This window comes from Pseudogracilibacillus amylolyticus (SeqCode) (assembly GCF_051918545.1).
Classification (GTDB): Bacteria; Bacillota; Bacilli; order Bacillales; family Amphibacillaceae; genus Pseudogracilibacillus.
This window is the reverse complement of sequence record NZ_JBPPZG010000042.1, coordinates 10,111-22,405: the sequence shown is the minus strand read 5'-3', so window position 1 is coordinate 22,405 and position 12,295 is coordinate 10,111. Positions and strand designations below refer to the sequence as shown.

The following is a 12,295-nucleotide window of genomic DNA, read 5'->3' as shown; positions in this document are numbered from 1 at the left end:
GGTTAAGTGCGCGACGTCCTGTCGCAACACCTGCACTTGCACGTCCTGTGCTTCGGAGGCTGAAGCCGTGCCCGTGGAAAGCGTAGTATTCTGCCGAAGCGGTATTTCACCGATAAATTGGGTAAAAAGTGTGTCAAGTTTTTTCCGTAGCGGTAGGACTGTTGCTATTTGAACTTTACTGCACAGTTTATGGATAAAATACTATTGTCTCAGCTTCTTTAAGAGTTTCATTTGTTCAACCACTCATTTATAACGCTTTCGTTTTCTTCGACCCATTTTTTAGCTCCTTCAATAGGTTCTTCTGCGTCCGCTACATAGCTCATTAATTCACCAATTTGTTCGTCATCCATTTTCCAGTTTTTTAACCAACGATCAACCTCTGAAAAGTCTTCTTCAAAGCCTTGACGAGTTGCATGGTGAATTTTTTCTACTCCACCGTATACTTCTTTAGGGTCTTCTAAATATTTTAAATCGACCTCAGAAAAAATACGATGTGGATTCCAAAGTGGAGAAACGATAGGTTCTTCTGCTTCTATCGCTTCTTTTATTTCTGTCACCATTGCCGGTTCAGAACTTGGAAGCAGTTCATAGTTTAGTTCATATTCTGTAATAACATCTTCAGTAACTTCCATTGTTCCGGCGCCTGGTTCAAATCCAACAATGGCACCTTCAAATAAATCATGATGTTTATTTAAGTCTTCAATACTATTTATTTCGTCCATATATTCCGGAACAACGAGACCGACCTTTGCATTATCGTACCACGTTTCTTCCGAAAAATTGACTTCTTCATTATATTGTTTCAAATAACTAGCATCTTGAACAGGTAACCATACTTCTAAACTAACATCAAGTTCATCATTTGCAAGTGCTGCCATAGTTGTCCCCATATCAAGAAGGTTAAAGTTCACTTTATACCCCTTTTCCTCCAATATGACCTTCCACATATTTGTTACGGCGATATTTTCTGCCCAACTAATTTGTCCCATTTCGATAGTTTTTGAGTTTGCTTCTTCGTTATCATTAGCACTATCCTCACTTCCACATGCAGCTAATAACCCTAATGTAACAATACTTACTATCACCAACACATACTTAATCAGTTTATGTCTCATAGATTCCTCCCATAGAAATTTAGTTGTTTTTTGGCGGATCTTTAGGTAAAAATTCGTATATCTCTCCTGTACGAATACTTTTTACAAGTCTTTTTAACCATTGATAGTATTTTTTAGATTCTTCGAGTAATTGATATTTACTCTCCGCATTATCCCGTATGATAGGAGAAACGGATGTATCTTCTAGCACTTCACATAATAGAGTTTGTGCTTGTTTAATTGCAGCCATATTTGTATTAACTTCGCGATCCCACATTTGACAAAAGAAAGCGATAAAAGAGTTAAAGAAATCTTTTTCGGCAATAAATTTGTGTTTTCTTGCCCCACGCTGAAATACTTTCTTAACCATTTCTATTTCTTGCAACTTCTTAACGCCTGTACTCATACTTGGTTTACTCATTCCCAGTTCATCACGCATTTCATCTAATGTCATTTCCTCTTTAAAATACATGGTTCCATAGAGTTGCCCTGTAGAAGGAGTAACACCATAAAGGTCCATTGTTTCTGCAATGCCGCTAATGACAATATTCTCAGCTTCTTCTATTGTCTTTAGAGCTCGATCATTATGAGAAAGGTTCATTTGTACACCTCAAATATTGTTTACTTTGTTAAATTTTTTCTTAACGTAGTTTACTTAACATAAATAATATTAACGTATACAAATTATTTGTCAATATTAAATGATAGCTTTGACAATGATTTTTTGATATGTTAAATTAATATTGTTCAGAACGTTAAATTTTTTCTTAACAAACTTAACGGAAGTGGGGGAGGTTCATTTGCAGATTAAAAAACAATTTATAGATGGAAAATGGGTTCATGCCGAGAGGAACGAAAGTAGAAATATTATTAACCCTTTTAATAAAGAAGTGATCGCGAAAGTAACAGAGAGTGATAAAACAGATGCTAAAAAAGCTATTTTAGCTGCAAGAAATGCTTTCAATCATGGAAAATGGTCAACGATGTCTGCTACTGAGCGAGGAAATGTAGTTCGAAAAATAGCTGAATTAATTGAAAGAGATATGGAAGAACTTGCAAAGCTTGAAACGTTAGATACTGGAAAAACGTTGGAAGAAAGTCGTTGGGATATGGAAGATATTGCAGGAGTATTCGCCTATTATGCAGACATTGCGGATAAAGATGGAGGAGAGATAATTGAGTCTCCAATACCGAATTCCATAAGTAAAGTTGTCTATGAACCAGTAGGGGTTTGTGCACAAATTACACCATGGAACTACCCCCTCTTGCAAGCATCCTGGAAACTCGCTCCAGCCCTTGTTGCTGGGAATACACTTGTTATGAAGCCGAGTGAGATTACACCATTAACAACGATCAAAGTGTTTGAATTAATGGAAGAAGCAGGTGTACCCAAAGGTGTTGTAAACCTTGTGTTAGGACCTGGTAATACGGTAGGGGCAGAGCTTTCTGAAAATGCAGATGTCGATCTTGTTTCGTTTACTGGCGGAATTGAAACAGGTAAAAAAGTTATGCAAGCAGCAAGTCATACGGTGAAAAAGGTCGCATTAGAGCTTGGAGGTAAAAATCCGAATATTGTTTTTGCCGATGCAGATTTTGACATTGCGGTAGATCAAGCATTAAATGCTGTCTTTTTCCATGCCGGTCAAATATGTTCAGCGGGGACAAGATTAATTGTGGAAGACGCAATTCATGATGACTTTGTAGATACATTGGTGAAAAGAGTAAAGAATATTAAATTAGGAAGTGGATTTGAGGAAGATACAGAAATGGGTCCACTTATTTCCGAAGCGCATTTACAAAAGGTAATAAATTATGTAGACAAAGGAATTGAAGAGGGTGCAACCGTTGCAATCGGTGGTAAACAGCCAGATGCAGAAGAACTGAAAAATGGTTTCTTTTATATGCCAACGATTTTGACGAATTGTACAACAGCAATGTCTGTTGTTCAAAATGAAGGATTTGGTCCTGTCATCACAGTAGAGAAATTTACGACCGAAGAAGAGGCGATTGCCTTAGCAAATGACTCTATTTATGGACTATCTGGTGGAGTTTGGACAAAAGATCTCGCTAAAGCAGAGCGTTGTGTCGCGAAAATGCGCATGGGCACTGTTTGGATTAATGATTTTAATATCTACTTCCCGCAGGCACCTTGGGGTGGTTATAAACAATCCGGATTTGGTCGTGAATTAGGAAAAACAGGATTAGAGGAATATCAAGAACAAAAACATGTTTTCGTTAATCTACAACCAGAGACAATCAATTGGTTTGGAACGAAAGAAAAATAAACAATATCAGATATAAAAAGTAGGAATTTAAATACGAGGAGGAACTTAAATGGGATTAAATATGAAAGTTGAACATATGCATACATTCCAACAATTTGAAGTACCAACAGCCATCAAACATGGAATTGGTGCAACGCAATATGTTGGAGAAGAAGTTAAAAATTTAGGTGTGACAAAAGCCTTACTAGTAACAGACCCTGGAATCTATCAAGCTGGTGTAACAAAGCCTGTAGAGGCATCATTAAAAGAAGCTGGAATCGAAATCGTCTTATTTAATAAAGTAGAACCAAATCCTCCAGTACGTTCTGTTGGAGAAGGTTCTCAGCTTTATAAAGAGACTAACTGTAATGGCCTTGTTGCAGTCGGTGGCGGGAGTTCAATGGATACGGCAAAAGCAATTGGAGTAGAGATTTCACATAATGCATCTGTTTTGGAATATGAAGCGGCAGAAGGTAAAAAGCCACTTGAAAATCGAATTCCACCATTAACAACAATTCCAACAACAGCAGGTACTGGTTCTGAGGTAACACAATGGGCAGTTATTACTGATGAAGAACGTGAGTATAAGTTTAATACGGGCGGACCATTAATTGCAGCACATTTAACGATTATTGACCCAGAACTTCATGTGTCTATGCCCCCACATGTGACAGCAATGACTGGGATTGATGCACTAGCACATGCGATTGAATGTTATACAATGCATTATGCACAACCAATAACTGATGCGGTGGCATTACTGGCAATAGAGTATGTGGCGAAATATATTCGTCGTGCCTACGCTGATGGTGGAGATATCGAAGCGCGTTACGGTATGGCGCAAGCTGCCATGCTCGCAGGTCTTTCATATGGTAGCGAATCAGCTGGAGCAGCACATGCGATGTCTCAAACACTTGGTGGCATTATTCCGGTGGCACATGGACAATGTGTAGCAGCAATGATGGGTCCTGTTATGGAGTACAACTGGAAAGGTCATCCAGCAAAATTTGCTCGAATTGCTAAAGCACTTGGAGTAAACACGTCAAATATGACGACAGAAGAAGCAGCAAAAGCAGCTGTAAATGAAGTATACAAGTTAGTAGAAGATTTAGATATTCCGAGTCTCGAAGAACAAGGGGTTTCACCAGATTTAATTGAAAGACTATCGGAAGAAGCACTGAAAGATCCACAAACAGTTGGAAATCCAAGAGATTTAACGTTAAAGGATTATGAGTGGATTTATAAAAGATGTTTTAACTTAGTGCCAAAAACAGTTTAATTTCCAAAGGTGCTGTCTAAAAAGTCTGTTACAGGGTGTGATTTACCCGAATTTAAAGCCCGGGAATGTTGATTTAACAGCGTTCTCGGGCTTTGTTTATATAAGTTAGATTGAAAAAACTTCTTTTCGAATAGCCCCGTTTTAAAAAATAGAGCTTGTGACGGATCGCTGAGTCGATACATAGAGTTTTAAAAGCTTATAAACTTTCTTTAATCAATGCACGTACTTTTTCATCTTTTCCTTGATGAAGCAGATCAACAATTTTGCTCCCTACTATCACACCATCACAATAGTTGCTCAACTCATGTGCTTGTTTTGAACTTGATACACCAAAACCAGCTAGTACTGGTACATTACTATGTTGTTTTAATGTTTCCAAATAAGAATAAACTCGCTCATGATGAGCCGCCCTTGCTCCCGTTGTTCCAGTAACTGAAACGGCATATAAGAAACCTTCAGATCTTCTTGCTATTTCTTTTAATCTATCAGGTGTGCTAGTAAGTGCTGCAAGACGAATAAAAGCAATATTATGCTTTGAGAAAGATGTTGCTACAACCTCTTCCTCCTCTAGTGGTACATCAGGAATAATTAAGCCATCAACGCCAACTCGATTACAGTCTGCTGCGAACCTTTCCACCCCGTACGCATAAATAGGATTGATATATGTCATTAAAATAATAGGTACTTTGCGTTCCTCTTTAAAAGGTTCTAGAATTTCTAAAACTTTTGCTAAAGTTGTTCCATACTCTAAAGCTCGTATACTAGCCTCTTGGATGGTAGGACCGTCTGCAACGGGATCTGAAAAAGGAATTCCTAACTCAATCGCAGCAACACCACTTTCCTCGAGAAATTCTATTCGACTTTTTAACTTTTCAAGTCCGCCGTCTCCCGCGACAATGTAGGGGACAAATAAATTCTCATTGTTTGCAAGTTTGTTATTAAAATAGTTTTTGATTTTCTCCTTACCCATTTTGATTTCCCTCTAATCTTTCTTTTACTTGTTGTACATCTTTGTCTCCTCGTCCGGATAAACAAATGACGATCGATTCATCAGGGCTAACTTGTTTTGCAAGTTTCATTGCATAAGCTACTGCATGCGAACTTTCTAAGGCAGGAATTATCCCTTCTGTTTTAGATAATAATTGGAATGCTTCAAGTGCTTCTTCGTCTGTAATAGAATCGTAAGTCACCCGTTTTGTTTCGGCTAAATGGCTATGTTCCGGGCCGACCCCAGGATAGTCTAATCCTGCCGAAATGGAGAATGCCTCTTGTATTTGGCCCGCATCTGATTGTAATAGTTTTGTCATTGTTCCGTGTAAAATTCCCGTTTTTCCGGATGTCAAAGTTGCTGCATGTTTATTGGATGAAAGACCAAGACCACCTGCTTCGACACCGTATAATTTGACTCCGTTATTTTCAATAAACGGATAAAACATCCCCATTGCGTTACTTCCTCCACCAACCGCTGCGATGACATGATCAGGGAGCTTTCCTGTTTTATCAAGCATTTGCTGTTTCGTTTCTGAACCGATAACAGATTGAAAATCACGGACAATTTGTGGGAAAGGATGTGGGCCGACGACTGAGCCAAGAATATAATGAGTATCCTCTACATGACTCACCCAGTAGCGCAACGCCTCGTTAACAGCATCTTTTAACGTGCCACTTCCTTGAGCAACACTTTCGACTTTTGCGCCGAGAAGTTCCATGCGAAACACATTTAAAGCTTGGCGTTTCACATCAACTTCCCCCATAAAAACGATACATTCAAGGTCTAATAATGCACACACAGTAGCAGTCGCAACACCGTGTTGACCGGCACCCGTTTCAGCAACAATTTTTTTCTTCCCCATGCGTTTAGCTAGTAAAGCTTGCGCGATCGAGTTATTAATCTTGTGGGCTCCCGTATGGTTTAAATCTTCTCGCTTCAAGAAAAATTTTGCCCCGCCAAGGTTTCGAGATAGATTTTCAGCTTCATAAAGTGGCGTTTCACGACCAACATATTCTTTTAAATAATAATCTAATTCTTTCTGAAAAGTCTCGTCTTTTTTAGATTCCTCATATGCTTCTTCTAATTCTAGTAAAGCCGGCATTAGTAATTCTGGGACAAATCGACCTCCAAAACTTCCATAGCGGCCTTGTTCGTTTGGCATTGTATAAGACGTCAATTTATTTCAACCTTTCTGTGTGAGTTCTTTTTTTGTTTGTTTTATAAATGATTGTATCTTCTGAATATCTTTCACGCCATCTGTCTCAACGCCACTTGATACATCTACACCAATTGGCTGCACAGATTCAATTGCTTGCTGGACATTTGCCTCATTTAGACCACCAGCTAAAATTAATTTACGTTTATCAATTTGTAATTCATCGATCGTCTTCCAATTAAATACATTCCCGGAGCCACCACGGTATTTTTCACCAGGGCTATCAATCAATACATAATCACAAGGGTATTGGTGGATTGTTTTCGGGTCAACTGTGTGAATAGAAAATGCTTTTATAATTGGATAAGGTAATTGAGCGGCAAAATGTGCCGGTTCATCGCCATGTAATTGAACGTAATCTAATCCAACTAACTTTGCAATATGTTTAATATTTTCTACAGACTCATTCACAAAAACTCCGACTTTCTTAATCTTCGGTGATAATTGTTTCGTAATATTGGCAGCGTCTATAGGGGAAATTCTTCGGTTACTCGGCGCAAAAACGAATCCAATAAAATCGGCTCCAGCTTCTTGAGCCGTCTTTGCAGCATCTAATGTTTTAATTCCACATATTTTAACAAGCATGTTATATCCTCGCTTTATTTGATAAAGGTATTTGAAAATGATGGATCGTTTCTGCAACATTATTTGCGCGCATTAATGTTTCCCCGACTAAAATAGCTTTTGCTCCAGCTTTTGCAACTGTTTCTACCTCTGCTTGTGTCTGAATACCACTTTCACTAATCAAAATCGTTTCGGGATCTGTTACCATGTTGGCAAGTCGTTTAGTTGTATCAAGGTCAACGTGGAACGTCTTTAAATCGCGATTATTAATGCCAATGATTTTAGCGTTAAGTTGTAAAATTCTTTCCATTTCTTCTTCATTATGAACCTCACATAAAACTTCCAAGTCATTTTCTAGCGAATATTCGTATAATTTTTTTAGGTCATCGTCAGTCAGTGCAGCTGCAATCAGTAAAATAATATTTGCTCCCGCTGCTTTGGCACGATCAATTTGAATCTTATCGATAATAAAATCTTTACATAAGATTGGGATATCCACGATTTCTCGTACAGCCCGTAAATCATCCATGCTTCCTTTGAAAAATGGAGTGTCAGTCAATACCGAAATAGCACTTGCTCCATTCTCTGCATAGATTTTTGCCTGTTTTATAGGATCTACATTGGCGTTGATTATTCCTTTAGAAGGGGAAGCTCGTTTAATCTCGGCAATAACACTCATCGTTGACTTTTCTTTTATTAACTGTTGGAACGATGTTACTTTTTTATCAATCGCCACTTGATCAAACGTTTGATCAAGGAGCCGCGCCACTTCTTTTTTCTTTTCGATAATAATTTTATCTAAAATAGTCATTGTCTATATCGCCTCACTTGTAAGTTGTTTACTATATTTAACTAATTCATTCAAACGATCTAAAGCCGCACCTGACGCAATACTTTCACGAGCTAGTTCAATCCCATCTTGAATGGAGGCGGTTTTTCCATTGGCAAATAGTCCAATTCCTCCATTAAGTAAAACGGTATCTAAATAAGGACTTGCTTCATTGTTTAGAACGCTTAGCAATATCGCGGCATTTTCTTTTGCGTCTCCACCTTGAATATGTTTATTCGAATAAGTAGGCAATCCAACTTCACTAGGGTGGAGGGTAAACGATGTGATTTCACCATTTTCAAGTAAGACGAGATGGTTTTTTCCAGCCAATGATGCTTCATCCATAAATCCTGCACCATTTACAACTACTGCACGTTTTCTACCGAGTTTTTTAAGTGACTCGGCTACTGTTTCTAATGTATTTCTTTGATAAACACCCATTAATTGGGAGTCCAGTTCAATTGGATTTGTAAGTGGGCCAATAAGATTAAAAATAGTCGGCAGTCCTAATTCTTGACGGATTTTCATAAACGGACGTAATTTTGCATGAACATGTGGAGCAAACAAAAATGCTATGTTATTTTCTTCTAATAATTCTTCGGTATGCTCTTTTGTAAAAGAGAGCGAGACACCTAAATGTTCGAGGACATCGGCACTCCCAGTTTTACTGGAAATACTGCGGTTTCCATGCTTCGCTACTCTTACTCCCGCTCCTGCCAGGACAAACGCGGTAGTAGTACTTATATTAAAACTGTTTGATCTATCTCCGCCGGTACCGCAATTGTCCATTACATTAGGTAAATCTATTTCACTCATTTCCGACTGAGCACGAATAACCTCAACAATCCCAGCAATCTCATCCGCTGTTTCGCCTTTAATTCTTAGTGCTGTTAAAAAAGCAGAAATCTCTGTATCTGTAATGTCACTACTGAAACAATTATTCGTCGCATCTTTCATTTCGTTCATTGTTAGGCTTTCACGGTTCATTAATTTTTCAAGATATTTTTTCATTAGAAGAACTCCTTTCCATTATTTTATTTCCGTTTAAATTCGTTAACGATTTGGCTTTATGAAGTGTCTCTGCATATTCTTTCTCAGGGACAGAGTCAGCTACAATTCCGGCGCCAGTTTGTAAATATGCTTTGTTGTCTTTTATGACGAGAGATCGAATGGCAATGGCTAAGTTGATATCATGATTAAATGAAATATATCCAATCCCTCCTGCGTAAACTCCTCTTCGTTCCATTTCAATTTCATTAATAATTTGCATCGCACGTTCTTTTGGCGAACCTGAAACCGTACCGGCAGGCAAACAGGCAATTAACGCATCCAAACTCGTTTTATTTTCTTTCAATAGACCATGAACTTCAGAAACGATGTGTATAACATGTTCGTATTTAATAACATCTTTATAAACAGGTACATGTATGCTGGCTTTTTCACAAACTGTATATAAATCAGTTTTACTTAATTCAACAAGCATATCGTGTTCTAAAAGTTCTTTTTGATCAGATAATAGTTCTTTCTCTAATGCCTCATCTTCAGTTATGGAAATGCCCCTAGGCCTTGTTCCAGCAATTGGATTTGTTACGACTTGATTCCCACTTGTTTGCACGAGACTTTCAGGGGAAGCGCCGATAATTAAATAGTCCGTAAAATCAATGTAAAACATATACGGTGACGGGTTGGCAGTTCGTAGTTCTCTGTAAAACGAGAATGGATCTCCATTCAGTTCTGCAATCATTCGTTGGGATAAGACAATTTGCTCTGCTTCATTGTTTGCAATATGTTTTTTCGCCTTTTTAACATTGTCTATAAACTTTTCTTTTGAAATTTGGGCTTTAAATATTACGTTATTATTTTCTGGATCCGGGATAGTAATTTGTCTGTCAAGCTGGTTACTTATTTGTAATAACCGTTCTTCTAAATCCTTTTCTGTAGAATCATCAAGATTAATCGTTAAAATATGAGCTTTTTCTGTACGATGTTCATAAATAATGATCGTATGATACATCATGAAATGGTAATCTGGCATGTTTGCCACGTCCGTTAATTCTTCACCGAGATCGGCAAATTGTCGAATTGCATCGTATGCGACGTAACCAATTGCTCCACCAGTAAAAGGTAGGGGAAGGTCACAGTCGAACTTTGGTAAGTTTTCCTTCAAATAATCTATTACATTTTGGTTAAAGGTTTTCTCTTCGTTTGTTATTAGATCCATCACTTTGGTTTGATTTCCATATCCAACTATTTCTTGATAGGGATTTACTCCAATATAGGAGTATTTTCCTTTTGTTTCATGTTGGAAGGAACTCTCAAGCAAAAATTTCTTTTCCCCTTTTAGCCGTTTAAATATCCCAACAGGTGTTAGAGTGTCTGCATTTCTTTGTATCAATTTATAATTAATTTTTTGTTTAATCATTTTAATACCTCCGTGAAATAAAAAAATCCTCTACAAACACATACTATGTGCTTGTAGAGGACGATATTTTAACCGTGGTGCCACCTCAGATTAAAGAAAGTTCACTTTCTTTATCTCTAATCAGATACGGGATTCAAACATCCGATATCCTATCCGTGTAACGTCGGAAAAACGTTTTTCCCTACTAAACATTAGATGTTTTTCAAGAAAACTCTTGTAAGTCCATTCCGTTCTCATTCACATACCGGGATTCCACCATCCCCAGCTCTCTGTAATGCTCCTTAAAAACGTACTTCTCTTACGCCTAGATTTAACTGATTAATTTACTTTAAAAAATTTTAAAAAACAAAAAAACCTCTATCCGAAAAAAGGACGAGGACTTCGCGGTACCACCTTTATTAGCTAATTATAGCTCACTTTGGTAAATAGAACATGATAGTTCTATTTGTCTCTTTTAACGTAGAGACGAGTTCGTCAAAGCCTACTCCGTAAAGTTTCAGTTTTGAAAGCTCAAAAGTCCATTCATTTACTAGGTTACACCAGTTTGCACCCCCACTGGCTCTCTTTAGTACCTTAAAAGTAAATTACTACTCTTTTTCATCGCAAGTTATTTGATTAGTAATTATCATAAAATATAAAAAATGAAATGTCAAGACAAAAAATAATTTTTTGATAAGTTTAGTTATATACCTTCAGTAGTTCAAATAGAAACAGTCCTTCCGCGACGGACAGTTGATTCCTGCAGAAAGAGCAAATGATCCTCGATGGGACGAACGATCGTGGCAGTCCTACGTGTCTGCAGCCTCTTCGGAAGCGCAATTTTGGCTTTATCCCAAATCAAGGCGGCGACCCTATGTTTCTTAACAGCAAAAAAGTGCATACGCTAATTGCTTATGCACTTCTAAAAATTTAACCTACATATTTTGTAAATTTCTCATCAAGAGCAATACGATCTTTTTTAATCGGTTCTTTATCAAAATATCCAAGATGGATAAAACCGACAATTTTTTCATTTTCACTTACATTCAAAATTTCTTTTACTTTAGGGTCATAAATATGAGGGTTTGTCTTCCAAACAACTCCTAAGTCTTGTTCCCAAGCAAGTAACCAGAAATTTTGAATCAAACTCGAAACAGCCCCGTAGTTCTCTTCCCATTGTTTTTGCTTTTCTGGCTCTTCCATAATTACGACAAGAATCGCATTTGGTTCATTTAAATACTCTTCCCGATTTTGTTGCATATCTGGAGTATAGGTTTGGGATACTTTTTTAGCAAAAGACGGTAAATTCTCTTTATCAATAAAGATAAAACGCCATGGTTGTCTCATGCCGTGGGTAGGCGCCCAAATTGCATCTTCTAGCAAGTCACGCACGGTTTCTTCTTCAACTTTTTGACTCGTGTATCCTTTCTTAACCGCACGTCGCTCTCGGATAATGGCGGCTATTGCCGATTTATTTTTAACATTCATGATGAGTGATACCCCATTTCATGTGTTTTATTAACATATTCAACCAAATTATAACCAAATAACGATTGTTTAGCAAATACCGTCTCTTCATTGTATGTGTCAAGTTATTCTCGGTTGTTCTTTTACATCAATATTTTCAGCACTCTATTTTTGTACGCTTTTAGGCTAC

Annotated in this window: 11 protein-coding genes and 2 other annotated features; of the genes, 2 read left to right on the top strand and 9 right to left on the bottom strand. The window is 37.6% G+C overall.

What is annotated here, in order from left to right; genetic code table 11:
• Positions 1–227 precede the first annotated feature (227 nt).
• Both ACPYKA_RS06985 and cudC read right to left on the bottom strand, forming a co-directional pair.
• A complete protein-coding gene (locus ACPYKA_RS06985; RefSeq protein ID WP_479541627.1) occupies positions 228–1,115 on the bottom strand; it encodes a glycine betaine ABC transporter substrate-binding protein in 888 nt (295 codons plus the stop codon).
• Positions 1,116–1,134: 19 nt separating this feature from the next.
• Complete coding sequence (gene cudC / locus ACPYKA_RS06980) at positions 1,135–1,695, bottom strand: choline uptake/conversion transcriptional regulator CudC (protein ID WP_479541626.1); 561 nt, start codon at positions 1,693–1,695, stop codon at positions 1,135–1,137.
• Positions 1,696–1,894: 199 nt separating this feature from the next.
• Between cudC and betB the strand changes: the two genes are divergently transcribed.
• On the top strand, positions 1,895–3,379 hold the full coding sequence (gene betB, locus ACPYKA_RS06975) for a betaine-aldehyde dehydrogenase (protein ID WP_479541625.1): 1,485 nt from the start codon (positions 1,895–1,897) through the stop codon (positions 3,377–3,379).
• A gap of 49 nt (positions 3,380–3,428) precedes the next feature.
• Positions 3,429–4,637 carry an iron-containing alcohol dehydrogenase gene (locus ACPYKA_RS06970; protein ID WP_479541624.1) on the top strand — a complete coding sequence of 403 codons (1,209 nt, stop codon included), beginning with the start codon at positions 3,429–3,431 and terminating at the stop codon, positions 4,635–4,637.
• Positions 4,638–4,833: 196 nt separating this feature from the next.
• Here the strand turns inward: ACPYKA_RS06970 and trpA are convergent, their stop codons facing one another.
• The 7 genes from trpA to ACPYKA_RS06935 form a co-directional block, all read right to left on the bottom strand.
• Positions 4,834–5,607, bottom strand: a complete 774-nt coding sequence (gene trpA, locus ACPYKA_RS06965; protein ID WP_479541623.1) for a tryptophan synthase subunit alpha — start codon at positions 5,605–5,607, stop codon at positions 4,834–4,836.
• On the bottom strand, positions 5,600–6,805 hold the full coding sequence (gene trpB / locus ACPYKA_RS06960; RefSeq protein ID WP_479541622.1) for a tryptophan synthase subunit beta: 1,206 nt from the start codon (positions 6,803–6,805) through the stop codon (positions 5,600–5,602). Before trpB ends, trpA begins: the two co-directional genes overlap by 8 nt.
• Before the next feature lie 6 nt (positions 6,806–6,811).
• The gene (locus ACPYKA_RS06955; protein WP_479541621.1) at positions 6,812–7,429 is read right to left on the bottom strand and encodes a phosphoribosylanthranilate isomerase; all 618 of its coding nucleotides are present in this window, start codon (positions 7,427–7,429) and stop codon (positions 6,812–6,814) included.
• Position 7,430: 1 nt separating this feature from the next.
• Positions 7,431–8,219: an indole-3-glycerol phosphate synthase TrpC gene (gene trpC, locus ACPYKA_RS06950; protein WP_479541620.1), complete on the bottom strand. Its 789-nt coding sequence runs from the start codon at positions 8,217–8,219 to the stop codon at positions 7,431–7,433.
• Between the two features lie 3 nt (positions 8,220–8,222).
• Positions 8,223–9,248: an anthranilate phosphoribosyltransferase gene (gene trpD, locus ACPYKA_RS06945; RefSeq protein WP_479541619.1), complete on the bottom strand. Its 1,026-nt coding sequence runs from the start codon at positions 9,246–9,248 to the stop codon at positions 8,223–8,225.
• Positions 9,232–10,659: an anthranilate synthase component I gene (gene trpE / locus ACPYKA_RS06940; protein WP_479541618.1), complete on the bottom strand. Its 1,428-nt coding sequence runs from the start codon at positions 10,657–10,659 to the stop codon at positions 9,232–9,234. The genes trpD and trpE overlap by 17 nt, the downstream gene beginning before the upstream one ends.
• A 53-nt stretch (positions 10,660–10,712) precedes the next feature.
• Positions 10,713–10,974: a binding site (T-box leader), on the bottom strand.
• A gap of 50 nt (positions 10,975–11,024) precedes the next feature.
• Positions 11,025–11,269 (bottom strand) — a binding site (T-box leader).
• A gap of 299 nt (positions 11,270–11,568) precedes the next feature.
• The gene (locus tag ACPYKA_RS06935; protein WP_479541617.1) at positions 11,569–12,126 is read right to left on the bottom strand and encodes a nitroreductase family protein; all 558 of its coding nucleotides are present in this window, start codon (positions 12,124–12,126) and stop codon (positions 11,569–11,571) included.
• Between the last annotated feature and the right edge of the window lie 169 nt (positions 12,127–12,295).